This window comes from uncultured Acinetobacter sp. (assembly GCF_947624825.1).
In the GTDB taxonomy this organism is placed as follows: Bacteria; Pseudomonadota; Gammaproteobacteria; order Pseudomonadales; family Moraxellaceae; genus Acinetobacter.
The window spans coordinates 31,858-49,576 of record NZ_CANQLZ010000003.1 but is presented as its reverse complement, the minus strand read 5'-3'; the positions used below and the strand labels follow the sequence as shown (position 1 = coordinate 49,576).

Below are 17,719 nucleotides of genomic sequence, written 5' to 3'. Positions count from 1 at the left end.
GAAGGTCAAGAGATTTTAATCCGCTAAAATATACACCGTTGCAAAACCACGCTGTTTTAAGATTTTGGCGGCTTTTGCAGCACGGATTCCGCTTTTACATACACATACCACCCGTTGAGACGTGACCTGTATGGGCAAAGTATCGAGCTTAACGTAAATTGCCCCTGTGATTGGAAATGCTATTTCGGTGGGGTCGCGTAATTCTAAAATGACGTCATCTGCACCAAGTTGAGCACGATCAAGCCACATGTGACTTTCCTCAGGTTCTGGCAGTTGATCAAAGCGCATGCTGCTGATGTGCCACGTGGCTAAATCTAAACCTAACAACTGACCCAAGGCCGATTTTTTGGCCTGTAATAGGACATTCAGCACCATATGTGCTTGCAAACTGGCCAAAGTGGCGACACTGGAAGCCAGTACACCTGCGCTGTGACAAGAAGCAGCTTGATGCGGTAACTCAGGAAACAAAGCACGATAGCTCGGTGCTGTTGTACCACAAAAGCCACCCACATAGCCTTGTTCCGCTAATACCGAAGCACTAATTAACGGAATTTTTCCTGCATGACAGGCATCTGACAATAAATAGGTGGTGGCAAAACGATCTGCGGCATCCACCACGATATCAATATCCACCAAGGCCGCTTGTAAGGTAGTGCTGTCGATGTGCTGAGGTACAGCATCTACATATACTTCGGGGTTGAGTTGCTGTAAGTGTTGTTGCGCTGCAAGGACTTTATACTCGCCAATGTCTGACATGCGAAACAAAATTTGCCGATGTAAATTAGATAATTCCACCCGATCTGCATCATATAGCCTTAAATAGCCGACACCACTGGCTGCCAAAATGGGCAGTAATGACGCTGCTAGCCCACCTGCACCCACCACCAAAACCTTTGCCTGTTGTAAGCGTTGTTGTCCTAGCTCACCCACCTGTGGCATTTGCATTTGGCGGATATAGCGTTGATTTGGCATGTTAAAACTCCGCTAAGCCAAATAGTGGCGTTGAGGCTTGGGCTAAATCGCGTTTTGGCATTAAGCCGGCCTGATAAGCCCCATGACCTGCCTGTACTGCAAGCGCAAATGCTTGTGCCATGGCTACTGGGTCTTGGGCTTGTGCAACTGCGGTATTAAGCAATACGGCATCAAAGCCCATTTCTAACGCCAATGCTGCATGACTAGGTGCACCAATGCCTGCATCAATAATCAGCGGTGTCTGTGGAAAATAATGGCGCATACGTTGTAGCGCTTCTATATGACATAAGCCTTGACCGGAACCAATCGGTGCACCCCATGGCATCAGTACTTCACAACCGGCTTCAAGCAATTTTTCAGCCACAATCAGATCATCAGTGGTATAAGGAAACACCTGAAAACCCTCTTGGCTTAAAATTTTTGCTGCTTCAACCAAGGCAAATGGATTGGGTTGTAAGGTATCGGGATGCCCAATCACTTCAAGTTTAATCCATGGAGTATTAAACACTTCACGTGCCATGTGCGCTGTGGTGACCGCCTCTTTAACACTATAGCAGCCTGCTGTATTGGGTAAAAAACGGCATTTGACCTGCTTTAATAATTCACGAAAGCCTTGTCCACCGGAACCTTCACGGCGCAAACTGACCGTAATTACATCTACATCAGCGCTTTGAATTGCCTGTAGCAGTGTTTCAGGCGATGGATAACCCGCTGTACCTAAAAACAGGCGCGATTGTAGTTGAGTTCCATAAACTTGCATCTTAACCCCCTTGCATTGGTGCAAGGACTTCAATTTTTTGTCCTGCTATTAAAGGCGTACAGTGATATTGGCTACGTGGGATAAAATCACCCTCTATTGCTGTGGCAACCACATTGGCATCTATATGCTGCTCAAGCAGTAAATCAGCAAGATTTAAGCTTTGGGTGTCAATTGCTTGACCATTTAAATAAATATTCATGTTGCGCTCCCTGCAAGTTGTTGAACGAGTTTTTCAGCAAGCCATGGCGCACACAAAAAGCCATGACGGTGCATACCATTGATATAAAAAATTTGATGGTGATAGTTAATTTTTGGAATATTGTCTTGATAAGCAGGACGTAAGCCAATACCTGTTTCAACAATATGCGCTTCAGCAAAAGCTGGATGAATGGCATAGGCTGCATTTAACAATTCCATGCTGCTCCGTACACTAATGGGTTGGCGTGAATCACTTTCAAGCATGGTGGCACCCAACATAAATTGGCCATTTTGGCGTGGCACCAAATAACAGGCAAAACGTGGATGCAAGAAACGGATTGGACGTGAGAGGTGTAATTCAGGTTGTTCTAAAATTAACATCTCGCCACGTACAGCACGCAGTGGTAGCTGATCTTGTGCATAGATCCCGCGGCAATCAATAATCCGACCGCTCGCTTGCCCTTGATGGATGGGTACATCGTGTTGGATTAAATGATGTTTTAACTCAGCTAAAGCCAAGCGTGGATCAAGATGTGCTTCATTTTTAAAAAACAAGCCCTGCGCAAAGTGTGCTAAATCTGCTTCAAGTTGCGCAGGTACTACCCTTTCATGCTGGACGGTACGCGCTGCAAAACGGGAAAGTTCAGCATGATCGCGTTGTGGCGCAAGTACCAACGTGCCACGTTGAATGACTTGCTGGGTATAACGCTTCCACCATTTAATTGCATCAAAGTCATATAAACTTTTAAAATGAGGCGCGGCTTCTGCTTCACAAAAAGGGGCGAGCATGCCGCCGGCAAAATGTGAAGCACTTGGCTGCTCACTGACAATGATTTCAATCGATTCGCCGTGGGCGCGCAATGCGGTGGCAACACAAAGCGCACTGACCCCACTGCCCAAAATTGACCAGTGGCTCATACACTAAACTCAAATAACATGTTGATCTCCAAAAAAGAGACCCATGCGACGTACAGGAATAATGAAGTCAGCACAATGGATATGCGCTGATAAAATCAAGATGGTCTTCCTACGCCAGCATTAACTGGGTCAGGTTCAAAGGGTCGCTAGCTCGAGTGATACTCATCTAGCCTCTCAGTCTCTTTGGAGACTCCCCTGCCTTAAGGTGTGCAGATATTTACCGAGAAATTGAGCAGGATGTCAAGTCTTTCAGCACATCAGCACTGATGAAACGAAGCTTAACTTAACAAAAAGTAATGATTAGTTACCCAAAGTAGCAAAAAACGCTGTTAGCTTAATTTTTATTATAAAATAATGAGATAGATAATAATGACTGCTTTTAAGGCCTATGATATTCGTGGCAAACTCGATACACAAATTACCCCGAAATTTGCCTATACATTAGGGCGTGCCTATGCTGATGTGTTTCAACCTCAGACCATTGCGGTTGGCGCTGATGTACGTTTAAGCAGCAACAGTCTTAAGACAGCCCTCATTCATGGTTTAAATGATGGCGGTGTTGATGTCCTCGATTTAGGCTTAGCAGGCACAGAAGAGGTCTATTTTGCAGCACTTGCCTTAGATGTTGAGGGTGGCATTGAAATTACAGCAAGCCATAATCCCTTGGACTATAACGGTATGAAATTGGTGGGAAAACAAGCCCGCCCCATTGGCAAAGACACCGGTTTAACCCAGCTAGAAGCGTACATGCAAAACGCTGACTTTCTCCTGCCTAGCCGTCAAGGTGAGTGTCAAAAGTATGATATTGTGCCGCAATATATTGCCCACTTGATGGGTTATCTAAAGCCAAAGCTTAAACCGCTTAAAATTGTCACCAATCCCGGTCATGGTGCAGCCGGCCACATTGTTGATGCTTTAGAAGCTGCGTTTATGGCACACAATTTGCCCATTGAACTAATTAAAATTCAACATCATCCTGATGGTCATTTTCCAATGGGTATTCCTAATCCTATGCTGGTTGAAAATCGCATTGCTACCCGTGAAGCTGTGCTTGAACACCATGCGGATTTTGGTGTGGCATGGGACGGTGACTTTGACCGCTGTTTTTTCTTTGATGAGCAAGGTCAATTCATCGAGGGTTATTACATGGTGGGTCTGTTGGCACAAGCTTTTTTACAACAAGCACCTCAACAAAAAATTGTGCATGATTCACGCTTAATTTGGAACACAATTGATATTATCGAGCAACATCAAGGGATTGCTGTAGCTTCCCAATCTGGGCATGCCTATATCAAGCAGGTTATGCGACAAGAAAATGCGATTTATGGCGGCGAGATGAGTGCGCATCATTATTTTCGTGATTTTGGTTACTGCGACAGTGGCATGATTCCTTGGCTATTGATGATGAATCTACTCTCAACGCAGCAGCTGCCGCTATCCGCCTTAACCCAAACTATGCAGCAGCGTTTTCCATGTAGTGGCGAAATCAATTTTACAGTCAAAGATAGCCAAAGTACTATTTTGGCGTTAAAGCAGCACTTTGCAGACCAAGTACTTAAGCTTGATGACACCGACGGCTTAGGCTTTGATTTTGGTGCTTGGCGTTTTAATATTCGCGCCTCAAACACTGAACCCCTGTTGCGTTTGAATATTGAAACACGAACCGAGCAACAACCACAGCCGATCGAAGATTATATTCAAATGCTTACAGATTTAATTAACTTACATGGCTAAGGTGTGTTTAGGCTTAAAACATTTGGATGCTTTGAATTAATCCACGGGTAGAAGCATCTAAATGTGATAAATCAGCATGCGCATGGGTCAATACGGGCAATAAGCTATTGGCAATTTGTTTGCCTTTTTCAACGCCCCATTGATCAAAGGGGTTAATATTCCAAAGTACCGATTGTACAAACACTTTATGCTCATACAGCGCAATCAGCATACCTAAAGAATAAGGCTCTAAAGATTTCATTAGTACAGTGCTACTGGGTTGATTACCGCTATAGTGTTGATACACTGGCAGTTGATCAAGGTCTTCATTTTCTAAGGCATGATTGCCAAAAGCCAATAAACGCGATTGTGCTAGACAATTGGATAAAGCCAAATAATGTTGTTCAATCAAGGAATTGGCATTTTCAAGCTGAAACTGTTGCTGATCATAACGATGAATCGGTGCAATAAAATCACAACTGACTTGATTGGTACCTTGATGCAACAATTGATAAAATGCGTGTTGTGCATTGGGTCCGACTTCCCCCCAAATAATCGGACAAGTATTCATCTCAACAGGCTGATGATTGCGCTGAATGGATTTACCGTTGGATTCCATTTCAAGTTGCTGTAAATACGAGGTGAAATATTTTAAGCGTCCATCATAAGGCAAAACAGCGTGGGTATTGATCTGTAAAAAATTGATATTCCACATGCCAATTAATGCCATTAAAACTGGAATGTTTTGTCGAAAATCGGCCAATTGGAAATGTTGATCGACAGAATATGCACCCGCCAACAACCGCTTAAACTGTGCCACACCAATACTTAAGGCAATCGGAAGACCAATACATGACCATAACGAATAGCGCCCACCGACCCAATCCCAAAGCAAGAATTGTTTGTCTGGGGTAATTCCCCATGCTGTCATTTTGTCGGCACGGGTTGAGATGCCAATAAAATGATGCTTTAAGAACAAACTTTGCTCCCCAAGACTGGCACTTAACCATAGTCGGGCGGTTTGGGCATTAGATAAGGTATCAATAGTGCTAAATGATTTTGAGGAAACAATAAATAAGGTCGTTTCAGGTCGTAGGTGTTGCAAAATATCAGACAACTGACTGCCATCCATGGTCGAAACAAAGTGTAGATTTAGGCCTTTGGCTGTTTGGCATTTAAAATCTGCTAAAGCATGACTGACCATCATTGGGCCAAGGTCTGAGCCACCTACGCCAATATTGACCACATCTTGAATCACTTGTCCTGTAACACCACGATATTGACCGGCATGAATCTGCTCAACCAAAGCAAACATACGTTGCAGTTGTGCGTGTACCTCAGTACTTAAATCTTGATGTCGCTCGCTATATTCAGGTAAACGTAAAGCCCAATGCATGGCAGCACGTTGTTCGGTGTAGTTAATTTTTTGTTGTGAAAAAAGTTGTTCAATCCAAGTCTCAAGTTGTTTGGTTTTGGCAAAGCCAATTAATTCATCCAATACCTCATCATTTAAACGCTGTTTACTAAAATCAAAAATGATTTGCTCATGTTGTACCGATAAACGCTCAAAGCGTTGTTGTTCTTGTAAAAATAAATCATATAAATGGCGCTGACGCATATCTTGGGCAAGCGCGTGTAAACGTTGTTCTTGACTCATTGTCGTCCGACCCCAATATAAGCTAAACCTTGATTTTTGACATATTCAGGATGATACATATTGCGCCCATCAAGTAATAAAGGGTGCTGCATACGATTGACCAGTTGACGATAATCTAAGCTCCAATATTGCCGCCATGGCGTTAACACACACAAAGCATGTGCATCGCTAATGGCGTCATATTGCTGCTCACACAAAATCAAATCTTCGCGCTCGCCATACATGCTGGCAATACTTTGTAAAGCTGCAGGATCGTGTAAGCGAATAACCGCGCCTTGTGCCCACAACGCTGCAAGCATGGGATGAATGGCAGATTGGTGAATGCTTGCGGTATTTTCTTTATACGCAGCACCCCAAATAGCAATGGTTTTGCCGTTTAATTCGCCGTGAAAGTAGGCCCAGAGTTTGCGAAACAACAACTCTTTTTGTTCTTCATTAATTTGCCATACCTGTTCTAATAAACGACTTTTCCCCCCTGCATCTGCCACAGCACGCGTTAGGGTTAAAATGTCATGTGAAAAATTCTCACCACCAAAGCCAATGCCTGGAAATAAGTAATTGCCCCCAATCCGAGGATCGGCTGCCATACTGGCGCGTACATGTTGAATATCAACACCAATTTTTTCAGCCACAGTGGCTAAGTCATTAATAAAACTGATTCTGGCCCCCAACATGCCTGAAACACTCAATTTGCTAAATTCAGCATCCAAAATGGGCATACAAATATATTGTTGCGGCTGTGGAAATAATGCTCGCAATAGCTCTTGCACCTTGCTTAATGTGTGTTTGCAATCACAACCGACCACCAATTGTTCTGCGTCAGTGAAGCTGCTTAATGCCTTACCTTCTCGGATATTATCTGGTAAGTAGACCCATTCATCTTGGTTTAAAATATCCTGTAGCTGAGCTGTGCCATACAGACCAAAGGTCGCTGTGTTAATCATCAATTTAGGATGAATGATATGCCGCTGTTGAAGACGTTGAGCAAGGCGAATAGCCTGTTGTTCTTCATAGGGGCTCAAACAGAACCAATATGTATCAATGTCGGTGTCTAAGGCATCAAAATCACATTGCTTTAAAAAGCCAATTCGTTTTTGTTTAATCAGCATGACTTTTAATAAGTGATCTTCAAAATGATCCTCAAAATTTAGATATTCTGCCAAATGATCACACCAATAGACTTGATGCCCTGATTCAGCCAATAAAGCGCTCATAACACCTGCATACAAGGTCTTTCCAAATACCACGATTTTCATAAGGTTCCTCTAGCGCTTATGCATTTTTGATTAATTCACGCAGTTCATGTCCAAGGGTTGGATGCTGTTTGGCATAATGCAAGGTTGCGCTAAAGTAACCTGCCGGATGACCACAATCAAAACTTTGCCCTTGTAAGTGGTAGGCTTGTATTTGATCAAGTTGCACAATGGCATCTGTCAGTTGGATCTCACCACCTTGTCCAGCGGGTGTGTTGGCTAAAATGGGTAAAATCTGGTGTGGTAATACATAACGCCCCACCACTGCTAAATTAGAAGGTGCTTGATCCAGCCTAGGTTTTTCAATCATGCTGTGAATGAAGGCGCTTTGGCCTGGTGCAAGTGCTTGATCAGTGGCCACAATCCCATATTGATCGACACGTTGTGGATCAACAGGTTCTACCATGATTTGTGCTATTTGATTGGCTGTATAGGCATCAATCATCTGTTTTAAATTTGAACATGGCTCATCAATTAATACATCAGGCAACAACACAGCAAAGCCTTCATTGGGTGCCAAACAGTGCCGCGCTGCGTAAATAGCGTGACCTAAGCCCAAGGCTTTGCCCTGACGTACACTGCTGAGCGTAATGTGTGCTGGAATGACCTGAAGACTCTGTAATAATTCTGGCTTATCTTTATTGAGCAAGTGCTGTTCTAGTTCAGCATGGCAGTCAAAATAGTCCTCAATCGAGGTTTTACTCGAATGTGTGACTAAAATAATATGCTCTATGCCAGCATTAATTGCTTCTTGCACCACATAATCAATTGCAGGTCGATCAATAATACTGATCATTTCTTTAGGAATCGCCTTACTGGCAGGTAGTAGTCGTGTTCCAAACCCTGCAACCGGTAAGATCGCTTTTTTTATCATTTTTGAACATCATGTGATTATTCTTAGAGTGTCCCAACATAATATAAAAGCGCCAAGATCTCGTCTTTACTTACAAAACCTATAACAAAAATTAAAAATTTGTTTAAATTGATTCAGTTTGCGTGTGATTTTTAAGTGAAATTTCATCCACAATTGAAGCTGAAATAGCGATAGAAAACATTTTTATTCAAATCCTCACAATACCTATACAATTTTAAGCGCATTTACCTCTGTAAAAATACTATGAAATTCAGCATCATAGCTACATAAATTTGACTTGGACTCTAATATGCAACACTTGAAAAAAATAAGCTTGGCATGCCTACTTGCAGCAAGCGCCATGACGCCGGCTTTTGCCAATACTCAGGTGCAAGCCGTTGAGCAGGTTGATTTAAATAAGTATTTAGGTCAGTGGCACGAAGTAGTACGTAAGCCTTTAATGTTCCAAAAAGACTGTGCCTACAATGTCACTGCCCATTACAGTTTGAATGCCAAAGGTAATGTTGCTGTAGATAACCGCTGTTACAAAGCAGATGGCAGTATGAAGCAATCTAAAGCCGAAGGCTTTGTTCAAAATGCACCTGCCAATTCAAAGTTAAAGGTCAGTTTCTTACCTAAAGCCATTCGTTGGATTCCGGTGGCACGCGGTGATTATTGGGTGCTTAAAATTGATCAAGATTATCAAACTGTGTTAGTGGGTGAGCCAAACAAGAAATATTTATGGGTATTATCGCGCGACCCACAGCCAAACCAAGCCGTGGTTGATGAATACCTCAACTATGCCAAGTCATTGGGCTATGATTTAAGTGATCTGATTTATACACCTTATAAACAACAGTAAATTTTACATTATAAAAAGAGCAGCTCATGGGCTGCTTTTTTATGGCACTCATTTTGCTTATTGGTATTACGTTTTATATAAAAAGTATGATCAATAGGCAACGTTATGAGCTACGTAACACAATCTCTCAGCCCTCAACAAAAAATATTGTTCGGCCTTGGCTCATTTTTAATTCCAATCTTAATTTGGTGTGCCATAAGCTACATTCCAGCCGTTTGGCATCCGCAGGTACATATCACCGATGCAGGTAGTAGCACATTTTTACAGGTCGACAGTCGGGTTGAACGTCATATCTTTACTGAACAAGCGCAACTTGCAGTTGATCAAGGCCTAACACCACCCCAAGGTCTACTCAGCAATCCAATTTATTTACCCGCCCCGCATGAGGTTGCCACTGCATTGGTCACGGCGTTTACCACACCGCCTACACAAGCAGCTGCACCTTGGTTTCACCAAAGTCTGTGGCACAGTATTCAATTGGTATTTAGTGCGTTCTTTATTTCATCATTGATTGGCATTCCTTTAGGCATTCTATGTGGATTTTCTAAAACTATCTCGCAATTGATTGAACCTTTTGTTGAGTTTTTTCGTTATTTGCCTGCGCCTGCTTTTGGCGCACTGGCAGTGGCAATTTTGGGTATTAATGATGCACCTAAAATCGCCATTATTGTGATTGGTACACTTTTTCAACAAATTCTCATTATTGCCAACACCACAAAAACTGTTGATAAAAGCCTGATTGAAGCAGGTTTTACCTTAGGGACCAGTAAAACAAAGAGTCTATTTAACGTGGTGATTCCTGCTGCATTACCCGACATTTATCGTGATTTAAGAGTGCTATTGGGTTGGGCATGGACCTATTTAATTGTGGCAGAACTCATTGGCAGTACCTCAGGAATTACTTGGTTTATTACCCAACAAGCACGCTACCAAAATTTTGACAATGTCTTTGCCGCAATTTTGATTATTGGCATGATCGGTTTGGTGTGTGATGTGTTACTAATGAAATTAGGCCAACGTTTATTTAAATGGAAAGGAGTAAAAGCATGACAACCTCGGTTTACTTTGAGCAGATTTATCAACGTCCTGTCATTTTAGAAGCTAAAAATTTAAGCCAAGTCTTCCAACAAGGTCAAACTCAGCGCACCATTTTAAATCAAATTAATTTACAAATTCATAAACGTGAATTTATTTGTGTCATTGGTCCATCTGGTTGTGGCAAATCAACCTTGAGTCGTGTAGTGGCAGGTTTAGATGGCTACAGCAGTGGTATGTTATTGGTCGATGGTCAAACGGTGACCGGTCCAAGTCCTGAACGTGGCATGGTGTTCCAAGGCTATACGCTATTTCCTTGGAAAACAGTCAAAGAAAATGTGATGTTTGGTCCCTTAATGAAAGGTGAAAGCCATCCTTTGGCTGAGGCTCAAGCACGTGAGTGGATCAATATTATTGGTTTAGAACAATATGCCAATCAGTACCCGTACCAATTGTCAGGCGGCATGAAACAACGGGTTGCGATTGCGCGTGCCTTGGTCAATCAGCCAAAAATTTTACTCATGGATGAACCTTTTGGCGCACTCGATCCACATACACGCCAAAAAATGCAAAAGCATCTGATGGATTTATGGACCAATATTGATATTACGATTATTTTTGTCACGCATGATATGGATGAGGCGATTTTATTGGCAGATCGTATTGTGGCGCTCAAAGCCAATCCCGGTGAAATTAAAGAAATTATTGAGGTTGGTTTACCCCGTCCGCGTGATGCAGAGGTCATGCAAAGCGAAGCCTTTAAGCAGTTAAGACAACGCGTTGACGCTTTAGTGCATGTGACTGAAGAAACACTTGATCCGGCACTTGCCAATTTACCTAAGATTCCACGAATGACACAAGTAAGTACCAAATGAAAAATGCCTGATTGAATATGAACGCGCCATTTAACTTCATTTCATGGCGCGCAAAAATCATCAAGGCTCATGTTTTACAGACTCAGCACCTCAATGTGTTTAAGCTTGACGAGATGGCTTTCTCATTGAGGGTGTTGTGATGAAAAAACCTCCCGTAGGAGGTCAAGTTAAGCGTGTGGGCAATAACGTTGCCAATCATGTTGAAGCTTCTCCCATTCTTCACCTAAAAGCTGTTCACTGTAATAGATACAATAAGTTGCATCAGGATATTCAATGACATGCTTATAGAGTTCACCAACCAATGACTTATAAATACAATCAGGAAAATTATCGTCTACATCAATTGGATTAAAGTCATAATCAAAATATGCATTTTTCTTGGCTTCAAAGGCTTCAATTACGCTCATAACCATCTATCCAAATTTAAAAACAGCTAATCTACCTTATTTTGAGCACAATTTAAATTTAGCAATTTTAAAAAGTCTAGATTAAAGACGCTCATTGCACAAAGCTAAATATTTTTGAACATCTTTTACCCGATGTTTAATGATGTATAAGTGGTTTGGCTAGATTGATGATAGGTCATCTCCAACTTGATTGAGGAAGTGAAAAGCTATCACTTTAGTCAAGTGTCTTGGTCGTTAAGGTATCACTTTCAATCCGCCCATCCACCAAGTTAATGGTACGGTCACAGGTGGCAGACAACCTTGGATCATGTGTCACCAATAAAACTGCACATTCATGTTGGGCATTGACTTCACGGAATAATTCAAAGACTTCACTGGCGGTTTGACTGTCTAAATTACCTGTGGGCTCATCAGCAAGCAGTAATGCTGGTTGCGTAATTAAGCCACGCGCAATTGCAACGCGCTGTTGTTGACCGCCTGAGAGTTGACTGGCTTTACGCTTGGCGAAGTCTTTTAAGCCGACAGCTTCAAGTAAATAATGCGCGCGCTCAATCGCCTGCTGATTGGGGCGTCCATGCACTAACATTAATGGCATCAGCACATTTTCAAGCACGCTAAAGGCTTGAATCAGATGATGAAACTGAAATACAAAGCCTATGCTTTGCCCACGTAAGCGCGTGCGCTCTTGGTCATGCATTTGACTTGTGGGTTGGCCAAGTAAATAAATCTCGCCACTCGTGGGTTGGTCAAGTAAGCCTAAAATATTAAGTAACGTACTTTTGCCCGAGCCTGAGGGGCCAATTAAAGCCGCGAAGTCATGCCGCTGAATGGTAAAATCAATACCATGTAAAACCTCAATTTCATTAGGTTGCCCAATATTATAGGATTTCTTTAAATGCTCTAAACGTAATACTTCAGGAGAACTATACATGACGGATGGCCTCTACTGGGTCGAGTCGTGCAGCACGGCGTGCAGGAATGGCTGCGGCAATTAAACCACTTAAAGTTGCCAGTAATAAAGCGACAGTAATTAAGCTAGGCGAGATTGGAATATAAAATAAACCCGGCCCAAATTGATTAAACGACCACACTAAAGCGTAACTGGTTAATATCCCCAGCACCGAACCCAATAGGCCAAATACTGCGCCTTGAATTAAGAAAATCACCAAAATTTGATCACGACTGGCACCTGTGGCACGTAAAATACCAATTTCACGTGTACGCTGTACCACACTAATTGACAAAACACTGGCAATTGCAAATGCCACTGAAATTGCCACAAATACAATAATCATATTGGTAGATAAACTTTGCGCTGAGATGGCATTCATTAATTGGGCATTACTGCCAATCCAACTGTCTGCTTTTAAACCCGTGAGACGGTGCATCTGTGCTGCAACTTCTTCTGCCGCAAAAATATCATCAATGCGTAGGTCAATGACGGTGACACCACCGGGTAAGTTGAGCAAAGACTGTGCGCGTTTTAAGTCAACGTAAAGATAACGCGAGTCTAATTCCCGTATGCCAAGCTCAAAAATACCTGCCACATTCATGACCGCGTTTACATCTAAACCATTGTCCAAACGAATTTTACTGCCTACACGCACACCTAGATCTTTGGCCATTTCACTGCCAATTAACACATCATCTGCTTTTAAACGAATTTGACCTTGGATCAGATAATCTTGCAAGGGCACAATACGTTGGTAGCGTGCTAAATCCACCCCCATAATGGCCACTGATTGAATAGCATCGCCACGCTTGACCAAAGCCGGCCCAGAGACCATTGGGGAAACGGCTTGTAGTGTCTGAATGTGATCAAGATTACTCAGCACTTCTTGCCAATTGTTAATTGAGCGTAGACGCTGTGCGCGCTGATCTTCATAGACCATTTGCACAGTATTGGGTGGGGTGATGATCTGATTCACCTGTTGTGGTGCATGCAAACTGATATGGGCTTGTGTACCTAAAGTACGTTCAATCAGGTTGGCTTGTAAGCCTTGAATCAAAGCACTAATGAAGACAATCACCACCACACCAATGGCAACACCACCAATAATCATCAGCGATTGACTGCGTCCCTCACGTAAAAAACCAATTGCAATCAGCCAATTGGTCCACAGGCGTCGAATATTCAATCTTGGCTTACCTGCTCAATGCGCACACGTTGTGCATCTTGCCCCTGATTTGGATCACGTAACACCTGATCACCTGCTTTTAAGCCGCGTAGTACCTCACTTTGGGTACTGCTTTTTAATCCCAATTGCAGTGTTTGACGTTGTAATGTTTGATCACGTACCACCCATACATCTGCTTGTGCACCACGCACATTAAATAATGCATCATTATTAATGACTAAGGCTTGATCACGTTTGGCAGTTTCAATATTAACCGATACCGTCATGTCCTGACGTAAAAATTCAGGCACAGGATCAACTGCAAGCTTTACATCTACCGTACCACGTTGTGGATCAATACGTGGCGCGATAAAATTAACTTGAGCAGGAAAAGCTTGATTTGGATAGGCATCAGCAATCACTTGTGCCGACTGCCCCAAAGCCAAATACGGTAAATTTTGTTCATCTAGCGGGACTAAAATTTGGGTTGGACCATCTACCGCGAGGCTAAATAAACTTTGACCCGGTTGTACCACATCACCGACCTCAACATTGCGGGTCAAAATGGTACCGGCAACTTGTGCACGAACTTCACTTTTCGCCAATTGTGCTTTTAATGCATTCAGACGTTCCATTAAAGTGCGCTCTTCGACTTGACCTGCTGCTAAACTTTGTGCTTTTAGACGTGCTGCCGCCAATTGATTGCGGGCTAAGCGTTCTGCCTCGCGCGCTTGTTCTTTTTCTTCTACCGACAGTACACCAACTTCGGTATTTTGACGACGTTTTGCCTCGCGACTGGCTTGTTCAAGCTGTAATTCAGCACTTTTGAGTTCCACTTGTGCTTGCGGATAGCGCACTTGACGAAGCTCTGTTAAAGCATTTTCAGCTTCTTTAACTTGCGCTTTGACATCATCAGATTGAATCACCAACAAAACATCGCCAGCTTTCACTTGCTGACCTTCGTCAACACGGCGCTCTAATACCACACCTGAAAGTTGGCTGCCAATTTCACTACGTGATACATTTTCAAGACGACCTGAAGCCACGACTGTTTGTACTAAGGCTTGGGTTTGCACATGATAAGTGGCAACAATAGGCCCTTGCACTTTTTGCCAAAACAACCACAACACAACGCACAGTGCAATTGCTGCGAGTAACAGATATTTTTTCTTACGCAACAACATCAAAAGCACTCTCCTGGCTTAAGTGGGTTTATATTGACGACTACAGTAGGCACGAATCACGCCATCACAGCGTAGCGCAACATGCTTGGTTTTACGCCCTGTGACACGTTTACGCCATAATTTAAAACTGCTACTTTTAAGCTCTTGACGCATGAGGCGAATCACTGCTGCTTCATTCAATCCATATTCGCGTAAAATGGCTTCAAATGGAGTGCGGTCTTCCCATGCCATTTCAATGACTCTTGATACATCCGCGGCTGTATGTGACATGTCATCCCCTTATTGCTTGACACAAAGCTCTGCTTAAACTTTATCTTAAGCGACAAAAAGTGAAATATATGTGATTTTTTGTTGCTTAAATCTTGTTTTAATTGAAATTAATTAGACGGACTTGATTATTATGAAAAAACAACATTTACCTCAAAAAATTTGTATCTGCTGTGGTTTGAGTTTTACTTGGCGCAAAAAATGGCAGCGCTGCTGGGACGAGGTGAAGTATTGCTCAGAACGCTGCCGTAGACAACGTGGTTTAAAATCTAAATAAACGATCAATTTTATAATTTTTATCTGTTTTACAACTTGGCGGCTTTTTTTTATTCTAACAACAGAATAGGTAGCCAACCTTCTAGGTTGGTCTACCGACCAAATTTACAGTCATCCTTTAAGCCAAGCAATTCTCCCCTCTTTGCTTGGCTTTTTTTTTAACGCAGTGATTGTAATAATTGTGGATAAATTAAACCATCTACATCAAGCTGGTGAGTATATACGCCTTGGTCTAAATTAAACTGATTCACGTGATAACTTGAGCCATAAATGGAATCAAATTGCTTGGATTTTTCAAATACTGCTTGATTGGCTTGAATGTCTAATAAATGCGTACCTTCAAGCAAATGTTGATATTGTGCCGCATCTACTCCCACACGTTTGGCCATAATATTGAGTGCATCTTGGCGTGTCTTTGGATCTTCAATGTAATGCACGGTACGATCCCAAATTTGGATTATTTTTTTCCAAGCGTCAGGATGACGTGCCAAATGCGTCATATTGACTGTTAAAGTGTCATAGATCAGACCAGGCTTATCTTGAGATGAATAAATAATCTGAGCACCTGCTACGCTGTGTAAAGCTTGATTGGCAACAGGCTGCCATACCGCAATGGCATCCACTTGTGGGCTGGCAAATACTTGCGGTAATTCGTTAGTAACCGCATTAATCAGCTTGACTTGATGCTCTTGTATACCTGCATCTTGCAGCGCAGTATTGAGCAAGTGATGGTCAACGAGACCTTTTTCAACCGCAATCGTTTTACCTTTTAAATCAGCAATACTATGCACACCTGATTTAGCAATAATGACATCATTACCTGCTGAGTAATCAGTGGCCATAATCATCATGCCGCGTGTGCCGCCTGAAGCAACTACTAAATTATCACCATTGGAAATTGAAATCGCGTCGAGCTGATTTGCGGTAAATGCATTCATAGAAGCAGAATAATCAAACCATTTAAACTCAACCTCTAAACCTGCTTCTTTAAACCAACCTTTATCAATCGCCACTTGCCATGCCACCCATCCTGGCCAATCGCTATAGCCAATTTTGATGGGCTGCATGGTTGTTTGTAACTTGGTATGTTGGCTTGGCTGTGGAATAGGTGCCGTTTTGTCACAGCCAATCAACAGCCCCAAACTTGCATATAAGATAAAGCTCGTTATTTTCATCATATCCCTCTGCTTGTATTAAAATAAGGTTGTATGGTTTGAGGGTAAGTTTGTGTTATCAATTGAAGGCTTGGCATATATATGGTTCCTTTAGCTGATCATTTTGTGCCAAGGGTGGCATAACAGCATCCATTAATTCCAAATGCCCTTTAATGACGCCTTTTAGAGCAATCAGACTTTGACTGATGCATTTTAGATCATGACTTTTGCCTTGTAATAACATCACTTGCATGATCTTTTGGTCATTAAGTTGAATATGTTGTGAACTAATAATCTGTTTTAAATATTGTTGTTGTAAATCAATTATTTGATAATGAATATTTTTAGATTGTATACTATACAGTACAGTGAGTGTACCAACCATAACCGCATTGGCCTGATCATTTTTACTTACGAGTTGCTGATGGATCATCTCCACAATGGCTTGGGAGCGATTTTCGTAATGTGGATCGACAATTTTTTCATCGAGCGCAATAAGTGTGCTTTGCGGCAAAGTAATACTAATGCGCGCAAGTTTAGATTTAGGCACCTGAATCATTCACCTTATGTTGAGGCTGTACGATATATAGGCCAGCGCGTGCAGTGCACAAATTCGTGAGAAAGATTTTAATGGGATATAATTTTTTAAGCAGCATGAGCAAATATCCTTTTAGTATGACGAAATTTATAATTTGTATGACTAAAAGGGTTGCATAAAGTGTGCCAGTTTCGGGTTTGAACTGCTTCACTTGCGTGGCGATAGATGAAACTCAATACAGTTGAAGTGAAGTAATTGCGTCAATAAAGTCGTAATTGTCAGATTTTTTTTAAGCTTGTTAGATGTTGTAATTTTGATACACTCGCCTTTTTTAGATTCATTAAAAGGTGTTGTTTTGAGACATCCAAGTTAATAACCTTGTTTGATGCATGTAAAATAAACACTTTTAAATTAAAAATAGCTCGTTTGTAGCCAATCAAAGCGATTCAATTTTATAAGCTCGCCATGGTTTAGAGATCAGACCATGGTAGTGCATTTTCTTCATTGCGCAGCAGTTCAAGTTCAGGTGTTATCCTAAAAAAAGTAACTGGTTAAATCTTACATCGTTTTACTACAGCAAAATTTATCCTGAGCGACTTCCTAAATTGGGCTAACACCCAATTCAAGAAGCAACGCTAGATGTAAGTTCTGTATCTGATAAAATATTACATCTAGATAAC

General features: G+C 42.0%; 19 protein-coding genes and 1 riboswitch. Of the genes, 5 read left to right on the top strand and 14 right to left on the bottom strand.

Annotated elements, in window-relative coordinates; genetic code table 11:
- Positions 1–15: 15 nt before the first annotated feature.
- Genes Q0017_RS01635 through Q0017_RS01620 form a run of 4 tightly spaced genes read right to left on the bottom strand, consistent with a single transcriptional unit; the run spans position 16 to position 2,848 of the window.
- Positions 16–972, bottom strand: coding sequence for a HesA/MoeB/ThiF family protein (locus Q0017_RS01635; protein ID WP_298141982.1), 957 nt, complete (start codon positions 970–972; stop codon positions 16–18).
- A 1-nt stretch (position 973) separates the two neighbouring features.
- Entirely contained in the window at positions 974–1,732 is a 759-nt protein-coding gene (locus tag Q0017_RS01630) for a thiazole synthase (protein ID WP_298141980.1), read from the bottom strand.
- A gap of 1 nt (position 1,733) precedes the next feature.
- A complete protein-coding gene (gene thiS, locus Q0017_RS01625) occupies positions 1,734–1,931 on the bottom strand; it encodes a sulfur carrier protein ThiS (RefSeq protein WP_298141977.1) in 198 nt (65 codons plus the stop codon).
- Positions 1,928–2,848 carry an FAD-dependent oxidoreductase gene (locus tag Q0017_RS01620; RefSeq protein ID WP_298141975.1) on the bottom strand — a complete coding sequence of 307 codons (921 nt, stop codon included), beginning with the start codon at positions 2,846–2,848 and terminating at the stop codon, positions 1,928–1,930. Before Q0017_RS01620 ends, thiS begins: the two co-directional genes overlap by 4 nt.
- An 88-nt stretch (positions 2,849–2,936) precedes the next feature.
- Positions 2,937–3,055: riboswitch (TPP riboswitch) on the bottom strand.
- Between the two features lie 162 nt (positions 3,056–3,217).
- Here Q0017_RS01620 and Q0017_RS01615 point away from each other — a divergent pair.
- On the top strand, positions 3,218–4,582 hold the full coding sequence (locus Q0017_RS01615; protein ID WP_298141973.1) for a phosphomannomutase CpsG: 1,365 nt from the start codon (positions 3,218–3,220) through the stop codon (positions 4,580–4,582).
- A 13-nt stretch (positions 4,583–4,595) separates the two neighbouring features.
- Here the strand turns inward: Q0017_RS01615 and pgi are convergent, their stop codons facing one another.
- Genes pgi through Q0017_RS01600 form a run of 3 tightly spaced genes read right to left on the bottom strand, consistent with a single transcriptional unit; the run spans position 4,596 to position 8,345 of the window.
- Positions 4,596–6,218, bottom strand: coding sequence for a glucose-6-phosphate isomerase (gene pgi / locus Q0017_RS01610; protein ID WP_298141971.1), 1,623 nt, complete (start codon positions 6,216–6,218; stop codon positions 4,596–4,598).
- The gene (locus tag Q0017_RS01605; protein WP_298141968.1) at positions 6,215–7,474 is read right to left on the bottom strand and encodes a UDP binding domain-containing protein; all 1,260 of its coding nucleotides are present in this window, start codon (positions 7,472–7,474) and stop codon (positions 6,215–6,217) included. The genes pgi and Q0017_RS01605 overlap by 4 nt, the downstream gene beginning before the upstream one ends.
- 16 nt (positions 7,475–7,490) lie before the next feature.
- Positions 7,491–8,345, bottom strand: coding sequence for a UTP--glucose-1-phosphate uridylyltransferase (locus Q0017_RS01600; protein ID WP_298141966.1), 855 nt, complete (start codon positions 8,343–8,345; stop codon positions 7,491–7,493).
- Positions 8,346–8,634: 289 nt separating this feature from the next.
- Here Q0017_RS01600 and Q0017_RS01595 point away from each other — a divergent pair, with 289 nt between their 5' ends.
- From Q0017_RS01595 to Q0017_RS01585, 3 genes are all read left to right on the top strand, one after another.
- A complete protein-coding gene (locus tag Q0017_RS01595) occupies positions 8,635–9,186 on the top strand; it encodes a lipocalin family protein (RefSeq protein WP_298141964.1) in 552 nt (183 codons plus the stop codon).
- A 105-nt stretch (positions 9,187–9,291) separates the two neighbouring features.
- The gene (locus Q0017_RS01590) at positions 9,292–10,236 is read left to right on the top strand and encodes an ABC transporter permease (protein WP_298141962.1); all 945 of its coding nucleotides are present in this window, start codon (positions 9,292–9,294) and stop codon (positions 10,234–10,236) included.
- Positions 10,233–11,096: an ABC transporter ATP-binding protein gene (locus Q0017_RS01585; RefSeq protein ID WP_298141960.1), complete on the top strand. Its 864-nt coding sequence runs from the start codon at positions 10,233–10,235 to the stop codon at positions 11,094–11,096. The genes Q0017_RS01590 and Q0017_RS01585 overlap by 4 nt, the downstream gene beginning before the upstream one ends.
- A 167-nt stretch (positions 11,097–11,263) precedes the next feature.
- Here the strand turns inward: Q0017_RS01585 and Q0017_RS01580 are convergent, their stop codons facing one another.
- The 5 genes from Q0017_RS01580 to Q0017_RS01560 form a co-directional block, all read right to left on the bottom strand.
- On the bottom strand, positions 11,264–11,503 hold the full coding sequence (locus Q0017_RS01580; RefSeq protein ID WP_298141958.1) for a hypothetical protein: 240 nt from the start codon (positions 11,501–11,503) through the stop codon (positions 11,264–11,266).
- A gap of 214 nt (positions 11,504–11,717) precedes the next feature.
- A complete protein-coding gene (locus tag Q0017_RS01575; RefSeq protein WP_298141956.1) occupies positions 11,718–12,434 on the bottom strand; it encodes an ABC transporter ATP-binding protein in 717 nt (238 codons plus the stop codon).
- Positions 12,427–13,566: an FtsX-like permease family protein gene (locus tag Q0017_RS01570; RefSeq protein WP_298142034.1), complete on the bottom strand. Its 1,140-nt coding sequence runs from the start codon at positions 13,564–13,566 to the stop codon at positions 12,427–12,429. The genes Q0017_RS01575 and Q0017_RS01570 overlap by 8 nt, the downstream gene beginning before the upstream one ends.
- 71 nt (positions 13,567–13,637) lie before the next feature.
- Complete coding sequence (locus tag Q0017_RS01565; RefSeq protein ID WP_298141953.1) at positions 13,638–14,804, bottom strand: efflux RND transporter periplasmic adaptor subunit; 1,167 nt, start codon at positions 14,802–14,804, stop codon at positions 13,638–13,640.
- 18 nt (positions 14,805–14,822) lie between these two features.
- Positions 14,823–15,074 (bottom strand): TIGR03643 family protein, encoded by a 252-nt coding sequence (locus Q0017_RS01560; protein WP_298141951.1) that lies wholly within the window; start codon positions 15,072–15,074, stop codon positions 14,823–14,825.
- A gap of 130 nt (positions 15,075–15,204) precedes the next feature.
- Here Q0017_RS01560 and Q0017_RS01555 point away from each other — a divergent pair, with 130 nt between their 5' ends.
- Positions 15,205–15,348 carry a DUF2256 domain-containing protein gene (locus Q0017_RS01555; protein ID WP_297425623.1) on the top strand — a complete coding sequence of 48 codons (144 nt, stop codon included), beginning with the start codon at positions 15,205–15,207 and terminating at the stop codon, positions 15,346–15,348.
- Positions 15,349–15,505: 157 nt separating this feature from the next.
- Here Q0017_RS01555 and Q0017_RS01550 read toward each other — a convergent pair whose 3' ends face one another.
- Both Q0017_RS01550 and Q0017_RS01545 read right to left on the bottom strand, forming a co-directional pair.
- On the bottom strand, positions 15,506–16,525 hold the full coding sequence (locus Q0017_RS01550; protein WP_298141949.1) for an ABC transporter substrate-binding protein: 1,020 nt from the start codon (positions 16,523–16,525) through the stop codon (positions 15,506–15,508).
- A gap of 55 nt (positions 16,526–16,580) precedes the next feature.
- Complete coding sequence (locus Q0017_RS01545; RefSeq protein WP_298141947.1) at positions 16,581–17,051, bottom strand: transcriptional regulator; 471 nt, start codon at positions 17,049–17,051, stop codon at positions 16,581–16,583.
- Positions 17,052–17,719: the final 668 nt, after the last annotated feature.

What these genes read in the sequence shown, in the direction of transcription:
- Q0017_RS01635 (WP_298141982.1), bottom strand. Translation starts at nt 972, where the DNA reads ATGCCAAATCAACGCTATATCCGCCAAATGCAAATGCCACAGGTGGGT.
- Q0017_RS01630 (WP_298141980.1), bottom strand. Translation starts at nt 1,732, where the DNA reads ATGCAAGTTTATGGAACTCAACTACAATCGCGCCTGTTTTTAGGTACA.
- thiS (WP_298141977.1), bottom strand. Translation starts at nt 1,931, where the DNA reads ATGAATATTTATTTAAATGGTCAAGCAATTGACACCCAAAGCTTAAAT.
- Q0017_RS01620 (WP_298141975.1), bottom strand. Translation starts at nt 2,848, where the DNA reads ATGAGCCACTGGTCAATTTTGGGCAGTGGGGTCAGTGCGCTTTGTGTT.
- Q0017_RS01615 (WP_298141973.1), top strand. Translation starts at nt 3,218, where the DNA reads ATGACTGCTTTTAAGGCCTATGATATTCGTGGCAAACTCGATACACAA.
- pgi (WP_298141971.1), bottom strand. Translation starts at nt 6,218, where the DNA reads ATGAGTCAAGAACAACGTTTACACGCGCTTGCCCAAGATATGCGTCAG.
- Q0017_RS01605 (WP_298141968.1), bottom strand. Translation starts at nt 7,474, where the DNA reads ATGAAAATCGTGGTATTTGGAAAGACCTTGTATGCAGGTGTTATGAGC.
- Q0017_RS01600 (WP_298141966.1), bottom strand. Translation starts at nt 8,345, where the DNA reads ATGATAAAAAAAGCGATCTTACCGGTTGCAGGGTTTGGAACACGACTA.
- Q0017_RS01595 (WP_298141964.1), top strand. Translation starts at nt 8,635, where the DNA reads ATGCAACACTTGAAAAAAATAAGCTTGGCATGCCTACTTGCAGCAAGC.
- Q0017_RS01590 (WP_298141962.1), top strand. Translation starts at nt 9,292, where the DNA reads ATGAGCTACGTAACACAATCTCTCAGCCCTCAACAAAAAATATTGTTC.
- Q0017_RS01585 (WP_298141960.1), top strand. Translation starts at nt 10,233, where the DNA reads ATGACAACCTCGGTTTACTTTGAGCAGATTTATCAACGTCCTGTCATT.
- Q0017_RS01580 (WP_298141958.1), bottom strand. Translation starts at nt 11,503, where the DNA reads ATGAGCGTAATTGAAGCCTTTGAAGCCAAGAAAAATGCATATTTTGAT.
- Q0017_RS01575 (WP_298141956.1), bottom strand. Translation starts at nt 12,434, where the DNA reads ATGTATAGTTCTCCTGAAGTATTACGTTTAGAGCATTTAAAGAAATCC.
- Q0017_RS01570 (WP_298142034.1), bottom strand. Translation starts at nt 13,566, where the DNA reads ATGATTATTGGTGGTGTTGCCATTGGTGTGGTGGTGATTGTCTTCATT.
- Q0017_RS01565 (WP_298141953.1), bottom strand. Translation starts at nt 14,804, where the DNA reads ATGTTGTTGCGTAAGAAAAAATATCTGTTACTCGCAGCAATTGCACTG.
- Q0017_RS01560 (WP_298141951.1), bottom strand. Translation starts at nt 15,074, where the DNA reads ATGTCACATACAGCCGCGGATGTATCAAGAGTCATTGAAATGGCATGG.
- Q0017_RS01555 (WP_297425623.1), top strand. Translation starts at nt 15,205, where the DNA reads ATGAAAAAACAACATTTACCTCAAAAAATTTGTATCTGCTGTGGTTTG.
- Q0017_RS01550 (WP_298141949.1), bottom strand. Translation starts at nt 16,525, where the DNA reads ATGATGAAAATAACGAGCTTTATCTTATATGCAAGTTTGGGGCTGTTG.